At 42.6% G+C, this 19,386-nt stretch carries 11 protein-coding genes and 1 pseudogene; 5 read left to right on the plus strand and 7 right to left on the minus strand.

Annotated elements, in window-relative coordinates:
- Positions 1-140: 140 nt before the first annotated feature.
- The 3 genes from eno to mutS form a co-directional block, all read right to left on the minus strand.
- Entirely contained in the window at positions 141-1,442 is a 1,302-nt protein-coding gene (gene eno / locus G399_RS0113245) for a phosphopyruvate hydratase (protein WP_006013239.1), read from the minus strand.
- Between the two features lie 40 nt (positions 1,443-1,482).
- Positions 1,483-3,111, minus strand: a complete 1,629-nt coding sequence (locus tag G399_RS0113250; protein ID WP_006013241.1) for a CTP synthase — start codon at positions 3,109-3,111, stop codon at positions 1,483-1,485.
- A gap of 291 nt (positions 3,112-3,402) precedes the next feature.
- Positions 3,403-6,117 (minus strand): DNA mismatch repair protein MutS, encoded by a 2,715-nt coding sequence (gene mutS, locus G399_RS0113255; protein WP_006013243.1) that lies wholly within the window; start codon positions 6,115-6,117, stop codon positions 3,403-3,405.
- A 91-nt stretch (positions 6,118-6,208) separates the two neighbouring features.
- Between mutS and G399_RS0113260 the strand changes: the two genes are divergently transcribed.
- The 4 genes and pseudogenes from G399_RS0113260 to G399_RS0113275 all read left to right on the plus strand — a co-directional run.
- Positions 6,209-6,790 (plus strand): CinA family protein, encoded by a 582-nt coding sequence (locus tag G399_RS0113260; protein WP_006013246.1) that lies wholly within the window; start codon positions 6,209-6,211, stop codon positions 6,788-6,790.
- A 470-nt stretch (positions 6,791-7,260) separates the two neighbouring features.
- Entirely contained in the window at positions 7,261-8,328 is a 1,068-nt protein-coding gene (gene recA / locus G399_RS0113265) for a recombinase RecA (RefSeq protein WP_026843729.1), read from the plus strand.
- Positions 8,329-8,885: 557 nt separating this feature from the next.
- Positions 8,886-11,864 carry a TonB-dependent receptor domain-containing protein gene (locus G399_RS0113270; RefSeq protein ID WP_006013252.1) on the plus strand — a complete coding sequence of 993 codons (2,979 nt, stop codon included), beginning with the start codon at positions 8,886-8,888 and terminating at the stop codon, positions 11,862-11,864.
- A 232-nt stretch (positions 11,865-12,096) separates the two neighbouring features.
- Positions 12,097-12,444: pseudogene (locus G399_RS0113275) on the plus strand (cell filamentation protein Fic); the annotation flags it as partial.
- 247 nt (positions 12,445-12,691) lie between these two features.
- Here the strand turns inward: G399_RS0113275 and G399_RS0113280 are convergent.
- Entirely contained in the window at positions 12,692-12,958 is a 267-nt protein-coding gene (locus G399_RS0113280) for a DksA/TraR family C4-type zinc finger protein (protein ID WP_006013257.1), read from the minus strand.
- Positions 12,959-13,577: 619 nt separating this feature from the next.
- On the opposite strand from G399_RS0113280, the gene G399_RS0113290 reads away from it, so the two are divergent.
- Entirely contained in the window at positions 13,578-14,990 is a 1,413-nt protein-coding gene (locus G399_RS0113290; RefSeq protein ID WP_006013263.1) for a dihydrolipoyl dehydrogenase, read from the plus strand.
- 10 nt (positions 14,991-15,000) lie between these two features.
- On the opposite strand, the gene G399_RS0113295 is transcribed toward G399_RS0113290, so the two are convergent.
- The 3 genes from G399_RS0113295 to G399_RS0113310 form a co-directional block, all read right to left on the minus strand.
- Entirely contained in the window at positions 15,001-15,567 is a 567-nt protein-coding gene (locus tag G399_RS0113295; protein ID WP_006013266.1) for a class I SAM-dependent methyltransferase, read from the minus strand.
- A gap of 836 nt (positions 15,568-16,403) precedes the next feature.
- On the minus strand, positions 16,404-16,712 hold the full coding sequence (locus tag G399_RS0113305; RefSeq protein WP_006013274.1) for an EscU/YscU/HrcU family type III secretion system export apparatus switch protein: 309 nt from the start codon (positions 16,710-16,712) through the stop codon (positions 16,404-16,406).
- Between the two features lie 12 nt (positions 16,713-16,724).
- On the minus strand, positions 16,725-19,214 hold the full coding sequence (locus G399_RS0113310; protein ID WP_006013276.1) for a flagellar hook-length control protein FliK: 2,490 nt from the start codon (positions 19,212-19,214) through the stop codon (positions 16,725-16,727).
- Between the last annotated feature and the right edge of the window lie 172 nt (positions 19,215-19,386).

Genomic DNA, 19,386 nt, shown 5'->3' on the forward strand with positions numbered 1-19,386 from the left:
TATTTTATTTAATTTCAATGCTAAAAAAACGAAACGGCATCTTAAACCATAAAGATACCGCTTTCATTAATTACTCTAATTTTATTGGCAAATAGCCGTTAAAACTGGCCTTGTCGGCCTGCATTTAATGTAAAAACCGATTATTGGCCTTTAATTTCAGAGCGTCCATTGTAAGGTGCTGGTGTGCCTTGCTCCGCCAATTCCGCTTCAATGCGAAGTAATTGGTTATACTTAGCAACGCGGTCAGAACGACAAAGTGAGCCGGTCTTTATTTGACCTGCAGCTGTTCCTACGGCTAGGTCGGCAATTGTCGCGTCTTCTGTTTCGCCTGAACGATGAGAAATAACCGCAGTAAAACCGGCGTCTTTAGCCATTCTAATTGCGTTCAATGTTTCAGTTAATGAACCGATTTGATTAAATTTAATCAAAATTGAGTTAGCCACACCGTTTTCAATTCCGCGCGATAATATCTTCGTATTAGTAACAAACAAGTCGTCACCAACGAGCTGTATTTTGTGACCAAGAATTTTAGTCTGATATGCCCAACCATCCCAATCGCTTTCGTCTAAGCCATCTTCAATAGACAGGATAGGATACTCTGCAGCAAGGTTAGCAAGGTAATCACTAAAACCATTTGAATCAAACGACTTACCTTCGCCACTTAACACATACTGGCCGTCTTTGTAGAATTCTGAGGCTGCACAATCCAGCGCTAAGGTAACGTCAACACCCATTTTGTAGCCTGCGTTTTCAACCGCTTCTACGATAACGGACAGCGCTTCAGCATTCGATGTTAGGTTTGGTGCGAAGCCTCCTTCGTCTCCCACGGCAGTGCTCAAGCCTTTGGCTGATAATACTTTTTTCAAGCTATGGAAAATTTCAGCGCCGGTACGCAATGCTTCGGCAAATGAAGGTGCGCCAATCGGCTGAACCATAAATTCTTGAATATCAACGTTGTTGTCAGCATGCTCTCCACCATTGATGATATTCATCATTGGTACAGGCATTGAGTAAACACCTGGTGTGCCGTTCAAGTTGGCAATATGCGCATACAACGGTAGCTTTTGACTAATCGCTTCCGCTTTTGCAACGGCAAGTGAGACGGCTAAAATTGCATTCGCACCCAGTACTTCTTTATTTTCGGTGCCATCCAAATCAATCATTAGCTGATCGACGGTAGCTTGAGCTGCCGCATCTTTGCCTAATAATGCGGGCGCAATATTATCATTAATTGCAGCGACGGCTTTGAGTACACCTTTACCTAGATAACGGGCTTTGTCGCCGTCACGTAATTCTAAAGCTTCTCTTGAACCTGTTGATGCGCCAGAAGGTGCACAAGCGCGCCCCATAGCACCGCAGTCCAAATAAACATCTGCTTCAACTGTCGGATTACCACGTGAATCCAAAATTTCGCGGCCTACAATACGAGAAATATTCGCCATTTTTGTTCCTTTTATTTGTTATTTATTCTCTATTTATTCTCTATTTGTTCTTAGCATATACACCTGCCGCAGCTACAAACCCAGTAAATAATGGGTGTCCATCGCGCGGCGTTGAGTTGAACTCAGGGTGAAATTGGCCTGCTACGAACCAAGGGTGATCTTCAATTTCGATAACTTCAACCAATGCCTTGTCATTCGATAATCCACTTACTTTTAAGCCCGCTTTTTCAATTTCGGCGCGTAAGTTGTTATTTACCTCGTAACGGTGACGATGGCGTTCATAAATTTCAGTGCTGCCATACATCTGTTCAACTTTAGTGCCTTTTTCCAAGTGGCAAAGTTGACTGCCCAGACGCATAGTACCACCTAAATCGGTGGTAACATCTCGGACTTCTTTACCACCATCACCGTCTAGCCATTCAGTAATGAGGCCAACAACTGGGAATGGCGTGTCTGGGTTGAATTCTGTGCTGTTGGCGTGTTCCATACCGGCAACGTTTCTAGCAAACTCGATGTACGCAACCTGCATGCCTAAACAAATACCTAAATACGGAACGTCGTTTTCACGAGCGTATTTGGCAGCGGCTATTTTACCTTCAATACCGCGCACACCAAAGCCACCAGGAACCAGAATTGCGTCAAGCTCATGCAAGAGGTGAATGCCTTTACTTTCAACATCCTGCGAGTCAATATACTTAATATTAACGGTTAATCTATTCTTCAAACCAGCATGCTTTAATGCTTCATTGACTGATTTATAAGCATCCGGCAATTCAACATATTTGCCGACCATACCAATATTAACTTCGCCAACGGGGTTTGATTCTGCATACAGTACCTGTTCCCATTCAGCTAGATCAGCTTCCGGACAATCATAACCAAACCGCTTTACAACGATTTCGTCCATGCCTTGTGCTTTAAGTGCGGCAGGTATTTTATAAATGCTGCTGGCGTCGCGAAGTGAAATAACCGCTTTTTCGTTTACGTTAGTAAATAAGGCAATTTTTGCACGTTCGTTACTCGGCAATGGCACCTCTGAACGACACACTAATATGTCTGGCATGATACCAACAGAGCGTAATTCTTTTACAGAATGCTGTGTTGGTTTGGTTTTGGTTTCACCTGAAGCCGCTAGATAAGGCACTAAAGTAAGGTGCATAAACATTGAGTGATCACGACCAACTTCGGTGCCTAATTGGCGAATAGCTTCGATAAATGGTTGTGATTCGATATCACCTACCGTGCCGCCTATTTCAACAATAGCGATATCATTACCTTCAGCACCGGCAATAATACGGCGTTTAATTTCATTGGTAATATGCGGGATAACCTGAATGGTTGCACCTAAGTAGTCGCCACGTCGTTCACGCTTAATCACTTCTTCATAAACGCGACCGGTTGTAAAGTTGTTACGGCTAGTCATACGGGTGCGGATAAAGCGCTCGTAATGGCCTAAATCTAAATCGGTTTCTGCACCATCGTCGGTAACAAATACCTCACCGTGTTGAATTGGGCTCATCGTGCCGGGGTCAACATTTATGTAAGGGTCGAGTTTGAGCATGGTGACCTTAAGGCCGCGAGCTTCAAGAATAGCGGCCAAGGATGCTGCTGCAATACCTTTACCTAGTGATGAAACAACGCCACCGGTGACGAAAATATAATTTATCATGCAAAACCTAGGATACTTGGGTTGAATGGAATTTATTAAAAATCCATTTTGTATAAGTTGTTTTTCGGAACATAAACAAAGCAGTAGATAGGTTTACTGATATTCATTTTTAATTAAATATTAGCTTATATCGAAGGCCAGATCATGGATCCTTAAGCACATTGAAGGCGTGCTTTGATGGGAGAGTAGTATACTAAAAAACTACCCGCAGAGTAAATGAAAAATGTGTGAGAATGTTGATAAAGAAGTGATAAAAACGCGATAAAGAAGCAATAAGGAAGCAATAAAGAGCTACTTAAGTTCCTTTCGCCATTGATAAAGTAAAGCTAAAGCTTGTCTTGGTGTTAGATCATCAATATCAATTTGTTTTATTTTTTGCTCTAACCAATGCTCCGGGGTTTCAAAAGACATGCTCAATTGAGTTTCTCTTTTTATTTCCGTTGCGGGTTTTTTGTCATTTGACTGCTGGCTAATTGAGTGCTGGCTAATTGAGTGCTGGCTACTTGACTGCTCGCTGCGCGAACGCGTCACCTTGTTACCAGCATTGCTTGCATTAACCGCATCGAGCCGTTCTAATTCAGCCAATTTGCGTTTTGCTGAATCAATAACGGCCTTAGGAACACCCGCTAGTTTAGCCACTTGTAATCCATAACTTTTATTCGCTGCACCTTGCTGTACCTGATGCATAAAGCGAATTTCGTCATCGTGTTCAACGGCGCTTAAATGCACGTTAGTGATCGTAGGAATGCTGTCTGATAAGCTGGTGAGTTCAAAATAATGTGTGGCAAATAAGGTAAATGCATGGAGTTTTTCGGACAACCATTGTGCACATGACCACGCTAGGCTTAAGCCATCATAAGTACTTGTGCCGCGACCAATTTCGTCCATCAATACCAAACTGTTTGCGGTTGCATTATTTAAAATGTTCGCGGTTTCAGTCATTTCAACCATAAAAGTTGAGCGCCCGGAAGCTAAATCATCAGCCGCGCCAATACGGGTGAATATGCGGTCAATAGGTCCAATTTGTGCTTCTTTTGCAGGTACATAACAGCCAACGTAAGCGAGCAACACGATGAGTGCTGTTTGGCGCATGTATGTCGATTTACCGCCCATGTTTGGGCCTGTGATCATGAGCATGCGCGTTTTATCGTCCATAAATAACGGGTTCGCGATAAAGGGCGAGTGCATCACTTCTTCAACGACCAAGTGACGACCTTCGCTGTAATTAATGATGTTTTGTTCGACTAATTCGGGCCGATGTAAATTCAAGGTATCAGCGCGTTCAGCAAAATTAGTGAGTACGTCTAAAGTAGCTAACGCTACTGCACTTTGCATTAAGCTGGTCAACTCGGGTGCGATGTCGTCAAACAAGGCTTCGTAGAGCTTCTTTTCTAATGCCAGTGCCTTACTTTGGCTGGTTAACACTTTGTCTTCGTGGGCTTTAAGTTCAGGGATAATATAACGTTCATTGTTTTTAAGCGTTTGGCGGCGCACATAGTCGGGCGGAATTTTATCGATATTGGCATGGCTCACTTCAATGAAAAATCCATGCACTCGGTTATAATTGACTTTTAGTGTGGGTATGCCGGTACGTTCGCGCTCTTTTTGTTCTAGTCGGTCAAGAAAGTCGGTTGCGCCTTTTGACAGCGCACGCAATTCATCAAGTTCCTCAGAGTAGCCCTCTGCTATTACGCCGCCGTCGCGCAAAACAACCGGCGGATTGTCGATAATTGCCCGGTTTAATAGCTCAGCAACATTTGGGTATTCGCCAATATCACGGCTAAAAATACTGAATGAGTCATGTTGTGATGAGGGCATACAATCACGCAACCATTGTTGCAGGTCGGGCAGTATATTGACGGCTTCTTTGAGTCTTGAGAAATCCCGGGGACGGGCTGAGCGCAAGGCCATGCGCGCCAATATTCGTTCAATATCACCTATCTGCTTGAGGAAATCTTGTAATATAGAATAATCGTGACGTTGCACATCAGCAATGCTGTTTTGTCTAAAAAATAGTTTGTTTTTGTCGGTAATAGGGCGATGCAGCCAGCGTTGCAGCAAGCGACTGCCCATGGCCGTTGAGGTGTTGTTTAATACTGAAAATAAGGTGTTTTCAGTGCTGCCTGACAAAGTTCTCGTCAGCTCTAAATTTTGTTGTGTCGCGGCATCCATCAATACCGATTCATCAGCGCGGTACTGACTTATTTTGCGCAAGTGCGGCAAGGCAGTGCGTTGAGTTTCTTGCACGTATTGCAAAACACATCCTGCTGCGCCCATAGCAACTGCATTGACATTGATACCAAAACCATCAAGCTCTTTGGTGCCAAACTGCGTGTTGAGTTTCAAATGAGCCGTGTCGGTATCAAATTCCCACTGCGGGCGACGCCTCAAGCCTTTGCATTTTTGTATCAAATGAAAAAACGAACATTGTTCTGGATACAAAATTTCGGCAGGCTGAATACGCTGAAGTTCGGCCTGAAATGCCTCGTCACTTTGCGCATCAAAAAGCATGAATTGGCCGCTGGTAATATCGATTGAAGCGAGACCATAAACCTCTTTGACTTTGGTAATAGCCAATAAAACCGAGTCTTTGGATTCATCTAATAACGCTTCATCAGTAACCGTGCCGGGAGTAACAATACGCTGAACTGCGCGCTCTACCGGCCCTTTACTCGTTGCTGGGTCGCCAATTTGTTCACATATGGCAACCGATTCGCCCATTTTAACCAGTTTTGCCAAATAGTTTTCGGCAGCATGATAAGGTACGCCCGCCATTGGGATGGGCTCGCCGCCCGACTTACCTCGCGCAGTGAGCGATATATTGAGAAGGTTGGATGCTTTTTTTGCATCATCGAAAAACAGCTCGTAAAAATCGCCCATACGATAAAACAGCAGAATATCCGGATGTTCCGCCTTTATCCTTAGATATTGCGTCATCATGGGCGTATTTGCTGGAGAGCTTGATTGAACTATCTCGTTAACTTTTTCGTTTTTATTGTTTGGCATGCTTTTTAAACAGGTTTCTGTTGTGACAACTTCAGCTTGTCTTTATTATGTGTCGCCATTGTAATGAAAACCACAGGGATATAAATAGACATTGCAAAACTTAAATGCAAAAAGTGCTGGCGTGCTTGCTCGCACACTCGGTGAAGAGCTTCTAGCCAAAGATAAAAAAGTAGCATCGGTTGAGTCATGCACCGGTGGCGGCGTCGCTTTCGCTATTACTGAGGTTGCCGGTTCGTCGCAATGGTTTGAGAAATCATGGGTAACCTATTCAAATCAAGCGAAAAACGAGGAAGTGGGGGTGAGTGTAGCTACTTTGGCTACATTTGGGGCTGTGTCCTCAGAAGTTGTGCGCGAAATGGCAGAAGGCGGATTGCACAAAAGCGGCGCTGATTTATGCGTTTCTATTAGTGGAATTGCCGGTCCTGGTGGCGGTACCGCATCTAAACCGGTTGGTTTAGTCTGGTTCGCTATTGCAGTAATGAGCCGTGGGGTTGATCCTGAACTTGTCAAAAAAATCGATACGCTGCATTCAAAAAATGCCGCTAACAAACCGAGTAATCAAATTCATACTCGTTGTTTTTCCAGATGTTTTAGCGGTGACAGGCAACAAGTTCGAGAGCAAGCAATTAATCTCGCCTTAAAAGAACTGATCATCAGCCTAGTTAACATGTAAGCCATTTCTGGTTAATATCTGTATAGACACTGTATAAAAGCCAAATAAAACGGATTCTTATATCGTTAGTTACTATGTTTACTGCCTACGAAGACGACTTAATAAACAAAAACACTAATAAATTCATAAACATAAATTTTTTTTAAAATTCGGTATTGAAACTGTATAGTTATACAGTATACTTGCGATATAAATGATTAGGTGTATTGGTTTAGCGCTACATAAAATTAGCGTGTTAATAAAACATCTAACGAAACGTCTAATAGAAAGACAACGAATAAAACACGGTTTGGTGAGCGGCTTATTTGCTAAACAAATAACGAGCAAAGTGAACATTACTATCAGTAGACACTGCGCTTACTAAAACACAATACAATGCACCTAGGAGTAATTTAATGGCCTTGTTAAAAAAAGCTGAAAAAACAAAAAAAGCAGCACCAGCAAGAAGAACGGGTAACGAAAGCAAAGGCATGAGCGAAAACAAAAGCCGCGCATTAGAAGCTGCCCTAGGTCAAATTGAAAAGCAATTCGGCAAAGGCGCAATTATGCGTTTAGGTGATAACCAAGCCTTAGATATTGAAGCAATATCTACAGGTTCACTGACTATCGATATCGCTTTAGGCATAGGCGGCTTGCCTTGTGGTCGTGTGGTTGAAGTATATGGTCCTGAATCTTCGGGTAAAACAACCCTAACACTGCAAGTTATTGCTGAAGCACAAAAGAAAGGTAAAGTTTGTGCATTCGTTGATGCTGAGCATGCCCTTGACCCTATCTATGCTGAAAAGCTGGGTGTAAACATTAACGACTTACTTGTTTCTCAGCCTGACACAGGTGAACAAGCGCTTGAAATTTGTGACATGCTAGTACGTTCAAATGCCGTTGACGTCGTCGTAATTGACTCAGTAGCCGCGTTAACGCCCAGAGCTGAAATTGAAGGCGATATGGGTGATTCACACGTTGGACTTCAAGCACGTCTAATGTCGCAAGCTTTACGTAAACTTACCGCCAATATTAAGCGTTCAAACACACTGGTTATTTTCATTAACCAAATTCGTATGAAAATTGGTGTCATGTTTGGTAACCCAGAAACAACGACCGGTGGTAATGCACTTAAGTTCTACGCCTCAGTCCGTTTAGATATTCGTCGTATAGGGGCAATTAAAGACGGTGATGAAGTGGTCGGCAACGAAACCCGGGTTAAGGTGGTGAAAAACAAAGTCGCACCGCCGTTTAAACAAGCTGAATTCCAAATTATGTACGGCGCTGGTATTTGTAAACAAGCTGAATTAATTGATTTAGGCGTTAAACAGAAGCTAGTTGAAAAAGCCGGTGCTTGGTATAGCTACAAGGGCGAGCGTATTGGTCAAGGTAAAGCGAACGTGGTTACTTATTTGAAAGAACACGTAGCAATGGCTGATGAAATTGAAGCGCTCATTCGTGCTGAATTGCTTATGCCTAAGACCAAAAAAGCGGACGCAGTAGCAGTAACAGAAGATGACGACGAAGCTTCTGAGTCTGAAGTTGAAGCTGAAGAATAAGATTTATTAGTAACGTATAGTTCGACACTCTCCCGAGCTAATTTGCCACGCCTCTGCTCTTAGACTATTGTGGGGGCGTGACAATTGTTTTAGCGCTGCCTTTTACTGGTAGTTTTAATGACTGACTAGTCCAGTCATTTTTTTATCTTGCACATTTTTTATCCTGCACATCTTAGTTTCTATCTCACCTGCAATATTCTTTTTTTTTAATACTCACCTTTGAATGGATCATATCGGCAGCATCACCTGCCAACCATAATAATGAGTAGGATCACAATCTTAACTTATTTAATTTAATTTGATATGGGTGGCTGCATTTGTTGACAGTGATTTGGATAAATACGATGGAGCGGTAATCCAATACTTTACTGATGAGCATACAAGTTGTATGCTCAGGAGGCACGTAAGAGCGACATATTGCACCAGAATTAGTGACGGCGTCTAACGCCATTAAATGTGGGTTTGCCGTCATCCACTCGGTGCGATTATGTCGAATTTCTAAAAAAAAGTCGTTAAAACGACAAATGTATATTGCATACTTATACAGGGAAATACACATGTTCACAAAATCAAAATTGACCAAATCTGTTAGCCTAGCGATAGCTGTCGGGGTAGCCTCAACGGCTATGACCGGCGCAACTGCAGCTTTTGCGCAGGAAGGTGTGAATTCAGAAGAAAGAAATATTGAAAAAATATCGGTTACAGGCTCGCGCATTCTGCGTCCTGGTGCCGTATCTGCAAGCCCAATTATGTCGATGGACGCTGAAGATATAGAATTTCTTCAAGAGCCAGAGATTGAAAAAATAATTCGCATACTACCGGGCACAATTCCAGGTGATGGCTCTAACGTTAACAACGGTTCAGCAGGCGCTGCGACAGTTAACCTACGTGGTTTGGGCACTCAAAGAACACTTGTGCTGATGAACGGCCGCAGAATGGTGCCGTTTAACTTTAACGGTCAAGTAGATACAGCGACTATCCCTACAGCATTAATTGAACGAGTTGACGTGGTAACTGGTGGTGCTTCTGCGGTATACGGATCTGATGCCGTTGCTGGCGCAATAAACTTCGTCCTTAAAGAAAACTTCGAAGGCGTTGCCTTTGAATATAATAACTCCCGAACGGGTGATAATGACGGTAAGAAAGACAATCTATCCTTTACTTTAGGTTCAAATCTAGCTGAGGACCGCGGTAATATCGCCTTATCCCTAAGTTGGATGAACCGTAAGCAAATTTTGTTGGGCGATAGACCGTTAGGTTTATTGGGAATTAATACGGGCAATGGCGCCGGTTTCGAGCAGTTTCTTGCTGGCGAGCCTCCGTTACCACCAGTTGCCGGTTGTGGCGGTCCTAATGTAGTCCAAGCGGGCGGTTCTACCACGTCTATTCCAACGCGATTCGCGATTGTTGGTGGCGGCGCAGCGTCAGCCGGCCAGTTTAGAGAAGACGGTACGATTGGTTCTGAGTGTAGTCGTTTTAACTTTAACCCGTTTAACTTCTATCAGACTCCTCAAGAACGATTTAGTGCAACGGTTATTGGCCATTATGATATTAATGACGACCACAGAGCATATGCTACTTTTAGCCATACTAATGTGACGGTAGATACTCAAGTTGCGCCTTCTGGTACCTTTGGTGCTGCATTTGAATTGCCTCTCGCCAACCCCTTGATCGGTGACCAAGCGCGTCAATTTATGATCGATGCTGGTAATACTGCCTTGGCGAACGGATTACTAAGTTCTGATCCAAACGCTCCTTTGACCAACTGGCAAGATATTAACCAGAACGGTGTTGTGGATATCGACGATTACCTGAGAGTTCAATTACGTCGTCGTACATTGGAGCTAGGTCCTCGTTCAGAAGCATATGACACCGATCAGTTCCAATTTGTAACGGGCGTTAAAGGCCTAATTGCAGGTGATTGGGAATACGATGTGTCTTACCAATATGGTGAGTCAAACCGTGTTACCACTCGTGGTGGTTATACTAATTTGACCAATATTCAAAATGCCTTAGATACTACCGATGGCGTTACTTGTAAGAACGGTGACTCTTCTTGTGTGCCGATCAACTTGTTTGGCGGCTTTGGTACTATTACTGATGAGCAGGCTGGTTATGCAACAGCAATTGCCTTGCAGACTCAAAAATACGAGCAGACAGTCGGTCAAATCATCGTAAACGGTCCAGTTGATTTTGTTACAAGCCCATTAGCCGGTGAAGCGTTGTTAATGAGTTTTGGTTATGAGTATCGTGAAGAAACAGGTAGCTTAAACCCAGATGAGTGTTTGAAATTAGCACCAGCAAGTTGTCAAGGCGGCGCAGGTGGTAATTTGCTACCAATTGATGGTGGATTCAAAGCTGACGAGTTCTTCTTTGAGGGTATCCTACCTATCATTGCTGATCAGTCGTATACTGAGCAACTCGATTTGGAATTTGGTTATCGTGCTGCTGACTACGATTCTGTAGGTTCAGTTAATACGTGGAAAATTGGACTAGCGTGGCGTCCAGTTGACAACCTGTTGTTCCGCATCATGGAACAGTCTGCAACTCGTGCACCTAACGTTGGTGAACTATTTTCGCCAGTGGTAACTGGTCTTGATAATGCTCTAGGTGACCCATGTTCAGTTGGTAATGCAAATATTGATGCTACATTACGTGACTTATGTATTTCTACTGGCATGTCAGCGGCACAGGTCGGTCAGGTGCAGGATGTCATCTCTGGACAGATTAGTATTATCTCAGGAAGTGACCCTGTAAACGTGCCGGGCGCAGAAGATGCTTCTACCTTTACTGCTGGTTTTGTATGGACAGATGACTTTTTGAAAAATTGGTCATTCTCTGTTGATTATTACGATATCGACATTAAAGACACAATTGGTACATTCTCAGCTCAAGAAGTGCTAGACAGCTGTTATATCTCAGGTGATGCGCTTGAGTGTGCTAAAATTCAGCGTATTGGCGGTGACCTAACGATTGCCGGTTCAGGTGTAGAGCTATTTACGACTAACTTAAAGTATTTTCAGGTTGAAGGTATAGAAGTTGGTATTAATTTTGATGTCGATTTGAATGAAATGGGTGAGTTATCATTCTCAACCAATATCAACAAATATTTAACTAATGAACGTCAAAGCTCTGATGCTTCTGCCGTAATTGACTGTAACGGTTTTTATGGTTCAGATTGTAGTCCGACGTCCGACATACGTTTCATTCAACGTGCTACTTGGTCTATGGATGACTATACAGTGTCAGCTTTATGGCGTTATAGCAGTGCTGTAGATGTTGAAGATGATCAACGTGCTAGTGTATTTGAAGCTTTCAGAAAGATAGAGAGCTATAGTTATGTTGATTTGTTTGCTAGCTACACGCTAAATGACAACGTTAAGCTAACTGCTGGTATTGATAACTTGTTCGAGAAAGAGCCACCAGTTGTTGGCGGCGAAGCTGGTGCAACGTTCGCTAACTCGGGTAATACCTTTCCAAGCAGCTACGATGTGCTAGGGCGAATATATAAGTTTGGTGTTAAAGTTCAATTTTAGTGTGAATTTTTCACTAATTTAGTAAACCTAAAAACGAAGCCTATGGCTTCGTTTTTTTATGTCCCTATTAACTTAAGTGTATTTTCATCGTGCCACTATGACTTGAATGAGGTGTTTTTAGAATGATGCCTTATTCAATATAAATGGCAGTTAATAAAACAGCGAATATTATCCAAGCTTGAAATTTAACAATGCCTTAAGAGACCCTAAAGTTTATAGCAATAATATGCACGTACTTTGCATGCTGACTGGCGTAAGTGAAGTGGCAAACCGGACTACAGCGAAAATAGCGACAATTAAAGCGTTGATAGAGCAAACTAGCGAATTTATTAGGCAGAACTTACCAAAAATATACAGCTTCGAATTAGTGCAAGTGATTTTCGAACAACCTTATTGTCGCATTGCTAATTTAGTGGATAAAGGTATTGCCAAGCGGCAAACCGCATCTGTTTATCTTAAACAACTAGCAGAAATTGGCGTATTGCAAGAGCAACAAGTGGGTAAAGAAAAGCTGTTTGTTCATCCAAAGTTAATGCAACTAATGACGCTAGACAGCAATGATTTTGCTCAATACTCGTAAATTTTATGGCCATAGACTTATCGCAATAAATCTAGCTTATACCCTTAACTTTTCCGCCTTCGGGCAATAGTTGAATTATGCCAAACCCAACGTGGACCTGACCTTTGCTATCGTCATACTTTTGACAATTATTCTATAGAATACATAATTGTCGCGGTTTCACTGTGCATAATTGTAGCCATGGTTCAAATTGTCTTGCTGGTTCAGCAACTGCAAATAAGCTGGGATATAGTTTTATTCACTAGGCTTATCGTAACTGGCTATCTTTACTTCCTCTGCGATTAATTCCTGCTTGATTAGTTTTTTCCTTTTCCGCATCACTTTGACATTGAATACACAGTTGCACGCCCGGTATAGCTGCTCTGCGTGGCTGTGATATTGGTTCGTCGCACTGCTCACAATACTTTGCGCTTTCGCCCTTCGGCATTTTACTCTTAGCTAAGGCTAAAGCGTCATTAACACTTGCGTCAATCTGATCTTGTACTGCTCCATCTTTTGCCCAACCGCCTGCCATGTTAACCTCCGGTGAATTGCTGATGTATATAAAACGTAGTGGCGCGGTGTTTCTTTTTTTACCGTTGTTTGCTGGCCTCACGGTTAGCATTAGCGCTTCTGATTATTATAGTAATGTCAGTAGTAGCAAGTTAAATGCCAAGGTGTTCTTACGACGCAAACATGAAGAATTTGTTGTATACAGCGCCTTAACGCTAGCATTAACGACACGGTTGGCCAATAACGTGCTAGGATTATTTATGTTAACTTATGGCTTAACACGATTAAGCACTAGCCAAGTGCGTAATGTTTTCGTTTTATCACGTAATTATTTCACGGTTGTTTTTCGTAATAGCTGATGCTTGCCTTCGCAAACGCCTTTGTGCAACGTTCATCACAAGTAAAATATGTGGAAAATTAAACGATTATGAGAATCTTTACCTTTTTTGGCACACCGTAATACACTTGATTATATTAAGAAAATACCCTACCTCTGTAATTTTGACCCTTGCTATTTTAAACAACCCACATAAAACGTAAATTACTAAATGAATATAGATTTACATTGTGGTTTGATTCATGCGTGCACTAATAATCACTAATTGCCATTGCGCGTAAAATTTAACAAAGGTGAATAATATATGAAAGTTGATACTGTCATTATAGGAGCAGGAACTGCTGGTCGGTCGGCCTTGAGTGAAGTACGTCGCTATACCGATGATTTCTTACTAATAAATGATGGCCACTGGGGCACCACGTGCGCCGCGGTGGGCTGTATGCCCTCAAAAGCCCTAATAGAGGCTGCAAATGCATTTCACTCGCGCACCACCTTCGGCGAATTTGGTATTGAGGGGGCCGTTCATTTACGCGCCAATATTCCTGCGGTATTAAAAAGGGTTCGAAAGATGCGTGACGATTTTATTGAAGGCTTAGAAAAAACTCCTGAAGAGTTAGGTAGACAAGCAATATCAGGTCGTGCGCAGTTGCTTGGCCCCAATCTATTAACCGTTAATGGAGAGACAATTGAGGCGCGTGTCATCATTCTTGCACCAGGCAGCAGTCCGGTGGTACCCGAGCCATGGCATCGTTTTGGCAGCAGGATATTAACCACCGACAATATATTTGAACAAGAAGATTTACCTCGCCGCATTGCAGTTATTGGCATGGGAGCGGTGGGCGTAGAAATGGCGCAGGCACTCGCCCGCCTTGGGATTGAGGTGGCTGGGTTTAATACAAGTTTCAACCTAGCCGGTATAGATGACGGTGAAGTATTAAAAAGCTTTCACGAGCTGATTGGAGCTGAAGTTTCACTCTACCTTGGCGCTGAAGCAGAGTTAGAAGAAGCCGATGGCGCAATATGCATAAAAGGTGCAGGCGGAAGTTTCAAGGCCGACGCTGTTTTAGCCGCAGTGGGACGAAAGCCAAATATAAACAATTTAGGCTTAGATAAGCTGGGCGTAAAACTTAACGACAAAGGCATGCCTGATGTTGATCCACATACATTACGTATTGACAATCTGTCAGTATTTTTAGCTGGCGATGCTAACGGTCACCGGTCGCTTCTTCACGAAGCAGCCGATGAAGGTTTTATTGCTGGACGAATGGCGGCGCCTAGCGATAGTACCTCGAGTCTATGCCGACGTACTGAATTGTCTATGGTGTTTTGCTCGCCGCAGGTTGCGCGTGTTGGGCCGCCCTTATCAAAACTTGATAAAGCTCAAATAGTTTCAGGCAGCGCTGATTTCTCAAAGCAAGCTAGAGCTCGCATGGCGCAAACCGCCGCTGGCGTGCTGCGAATTCACGCTGAACGTAAAACTGGTCGCTTGCTGGCAGCTGAGATGTGCATCCCTAGCGGTGAGCACCTCGCGCATCAATTAGCGTTGGCCATTGAAGCAAATATGACCGTGGCTGACATGCTGGAAGCGCCGTTTTATCACCCTGTTTTAGAAGAGGGACTGCGCGGCGCCCTGCGTAAAATTGCAAAAAGCATCGACAGCACAGGAGGACCAGATATGTCAGAATGCAAGCCTACCGGTTACGACGCATTAGATTGAGAAATCAGGCTTATTTTTTTTTGCATGTATATACAAAAGCGGGTGGTAAATTATTCGCTGTGAATTGTATAGAAATTGAACTAAAGATCTTAATTAGCAATTTCCTTGCATTTAAGGAGTACTGAAACTGAATATATTTTCCTTCTGGTTTCAATGCAATTTCAGCGGACTTCAGTATACGCATGGTTAATTTTCGATCGAAATTTGTCAATGGTAAAGAGGAAATAATGACATCGGCAAATTTTTTACCGTCAGCCTTTAAGTATTTTCTCACATCTGCTGCACTGTCATTAATCACTTGAATTCTTTCATCATTTTCAAATTCCTTTTGCAGCTTGACATAAAAAGGACTGTGTAATTCAAAAATATATAAACTCGCATTTGGATTCATTTCTTCAATTATCCGACGCGTAAAAACACCCGTACCAGGACCAAATTCGACTATAACATCTGAATTTTTGAAGTTTACATTTTCCAACATTTTTTTTGCCAAAGATTGAGAACTTGGTCGAATAGCTCCAACTGTTCTGCGTTCTTTAAAAAATTCTTTTAGAAAATTGTTTTTCTTCTTATCCAAGGGGTCTACTTATTTAAAGTAAGTGAGTTAGTTTTAACGAATACGTCTACTTCTCCGTTCATTTTTTATCCGATTTCATTAAGAAATACGACGTTGTTCGCAAGTTGCAGTTCTTTCACTAAACTAAGCAAACGAGGCTTTTGATCACCGTCGCTAGGCACTGCAATAAAACGTTCACAATCTGCCCCCGGGTGCAGCACAACCGTATTATCCACATCGTAATTTAGTCGGCGTGCAATATTTTGGCTATTCAGGAGTATAGGACAAATTAACGCTATGCACTACCCATCGTTACAGCTGTCTTTCAGGTTAGATTGAAACTTGCTTAAGGGAGTTAGATGTGATTTTCGTGAAAATGGCGGCCGTTAATTTCTTATGTTGGTAGTCCTTTGGAACAGAAACCTTGAGAGTCGTTTGCAACCGCTCCTACCATGAAATAGTCTAATTCTTAGCAAAGATGTAGGATGCTCTGAAACGATGACATTTGATAAAAAAGCAAAGTTCGTTGGAATGACGTTGCTATCAAATTAACTGCATGGGAATAAAGACACAACTCTTGTTTTTTAAAAAATACCATCATCTTAAAGCGCGCCAAGATTTTCAGCTTTGTAAGACTTTTGCTTGGGTATTATGGTCTAACTGAGCCCATTCTTTTGCTATATTTATTTGCATATTCGCTGATGCTATTTCCTTAATAGCGATATTTGCATGCCGCTTATTTTTTATACTTCAAAGATCAACACACCCTAGTACACCCCTACAGCGATCCCGATTTGCCTGTATACCGTTATCAAGCTAGGCAAGAGCAAGTAATAAGTAATAAAGTAACAAACTGATTATTCTTTAAAATCAATTTTATGATGGACATTCGACCAAGACTCGGGAAACTTGCCTTGTAAAACATAAGAAAAAGCAATGAGTTCAGCAATAACATGGTACAGGTTTTCGGGTATTTCTTGACCCAAATCCATCCTAGCTAACAGATCGCTTAAATAGGGATCTTCATGGATCATCACCCCATTTTCCTTTGCCAGCTCGATGATCTCATCAGCTAAGCTTCCAAAGCCCTTGGCTATGACTGTTGGAGAATTGTTTTCGGCGGTGTTGTATTTTAGGCCAATCGCTTTTTTAGTATCGTCTTTCATATCAGATTATCACTATACTTGGGTCTCAAAAATTTGATAATGCTCGCTCTTTAACTGCTTAGGAATTTTTCCTAATTGACACGATTGTTCGGTCAACTCAATGCCAAATACCGACAGTCGTCGTTGTAAATAGGGCAACATATCCAAGGCTTTATTTTTAAGTTCGGTGGTTGAAGTGTACAGCTGTAACTTTATTTCATCATCGCTTAGTTGTGTTTTTGCCAGTAGTTGACCCAGCGGACCAACGTCTAATTTCATGGTTAAATACCACGAAGAGATACCCTCGCTGTTGTTTTTATTCGTGTCTTCACGTGTTTCTCGTTTAATTAGCAACTCAATATCGTCTGCATTCTTATTAAAGATATTGGGTAGGGCATAGTAGAGCTGATCTTGTCCGTGCAGCGAAGAGTCGATACTTTTCAACTTGTGGTGTTGGTGGCTAAATAACATTTTGGCCACTTCAGCAGTCAAGGTGTGTTTAGCATCGAATTGGCGAAAGTCTTGCAGTAATTTAGCGCTTTGGATGTTCTTAACGTTTGGCACCACGCTCTGGATAATCTCAGGAATTTGATCCTGCAGCTTACTCGCTTGTTTATTCGACTGGCGCTGTAACTTTGAGGCTAAGCTCACCTGCAGCAATGTCACCAATCCAGATAAGAAACTACTCGCCGCGATCGGTGACAGTGCATTTAGTGGTGGGTTATTTAAAGGCGCGCTAATGAGCTGCTGTATAGTTTTCGCATCGATTGCCGGTTGTGCTGTTGATGTGCTTGGTAATTGTTCCCTGATATTTCGTAAAAGCGTTTGTGTTGCAGGGCTTAGCTCAGCGATGTCTGCTTCAGCATTCAATGCGCTAATAATATTAGCCAAGGTTTGTGTTTGACTGGCTGACTGAGCCAAGGTTGTTTTAGCTAATGTTTGCACCTGCGTTTTTAAGGCATCAATAGTGCTTGTGGGATTGGTTTTCTGAGTTGCCCCAATATTGCTTAATTGTTCACTTACAGAGCCTATTTTTGTATTTGGTAATTGACTCAAAATTTGCGTCAATAGAGTTGGATTTTGCTTGTTACTGGGCTGAGAAACCTGAGGCCTTGAATCAATGAACTTAGTGAGTTGCGCCAACAGCGCATCAGTCTTGAAACTGGGGGCACTTGTGGCTGGGCTTTTTGTTGTTGGCGTTGCTGTCGCTGTTGCCGGGTCAGTTAATCCCTGTTGTGGATTTGTTAAGGCAGGATTACCCGCTTGATTAACGCCTAACTCGGCGCGACTGCCAATAAATCCTCGTTTCGCAATGGTGCTCGACAGTGCGCTTGCCAGTGATCCCGTTGCTAGATTAGCCGCCGAAGCCTTGCTAGGCGAGCTATCCACACCTGAGCCCACACCTGAGCCCACACCCAAGCCAGCGTTGCTTGGGGCTTTAGCATCCAAGGTGGTTAATAATGATCGGGCTTGATTGGCATTAAGCTCAACGGATGAGTTATTAAGGTTTCCCAAAACAGATAGTTTTAGCGTATTTGGGTTGCCAGTACCTTCAACCACCAGTGAGACCTGACTGGCCCCGGTTGTATTTACTTTAGTAATGGCATTTTGCAGTGATGTAAGCAGTGGTTTGGGTAAGTCAGCCAGTTTTGTATCAGTCAGAGGAATAATGGCCTGAGTTAATCCTGACACCACATTGCTCTGTCGATTATTGACTGGCGCGTTTGATGCTGCTGAACTCGTCGACAGTTGTTGCAAAATTGATGTGCTAATTAATTTATTGGACAACACGGTAGAGTTTAATTGTGTTAATTGCGAACTTAGCTTAAGGGCAGTGCTCGGGTTATTTGCATTCAGTACATTTTGCTCGCCGGTGCTGCTCAGAGAAATTATCCTTGCCTGCTTAGCGCTTATATCCACCGCAATATTTATGCTACCGCCAATCTGTAGATTGTTTACCTGGGCCTTATTTAAGCTTAGCTGGGCCTGTTGTGCCGGTAAGGTTGAACCGGGGACCGAAATAATCAGGCTAACTTGATTGGCTGAAATTGCCGTTATCCGCCCTGATATATTAATCACAGGCTTACCATTAAAAATCACATCTGCGCCAGCCGATGCCTTGCCAATGAGCGTATTTAATTGATTGTCGTTAACGCTAATGTTGCTGCTGGCGAGTACTGCTGATTGTTGACTGCGGTTAGTATTTTGTTTACTTGCAACAGCCACCGGAATAAGTGCATAAGTGTTTGGTTTATTGGCAATACTGATAAGTTCAAGAGATTGACCTGCTTTGAGATTGCCCAAGTTAGCAAGCACGCTGGCAGGTATTTGTACCGACTGTTTATTTTGTGGATTGGTTAGTGTAATTGTATTAGATGACACTTGGCTAACCACGACTTTCGCGGCAACACTATTGAGGATTTGTGCGTTGTTGGCGTCGATGTTATTTCGCGCAGCAGACGCTTCTGATCCACGAGTCAGCGCATTTATTTGATTTAGGGTGACAGTTGTTATATCAGGCATATATTAATTATCGGCCGCGACCCTCAAAACGCAATACCTGGATCGCACTTTGTGCCCCATTTTTGATAAAAAAATAAAAAATGCAAAATGGTGACCACAATACATCGATTGATGTTTATCTTATACATCGGATATTCCATACATTAGTTGCTGATTAAGCACACAAAACATC

It is taken from the genome of Brumicola pallidula DSM 14239 = ACAM 615, from assembly GCF_000428905.1.
Taxonomy (GTDB): domain Bacteria; phylum Pseudomonadota; class Gammaproteobacteria; order Enterobacterales; family Alteromonadaceae; genus Glaciecola; species Glaciecola pallidula.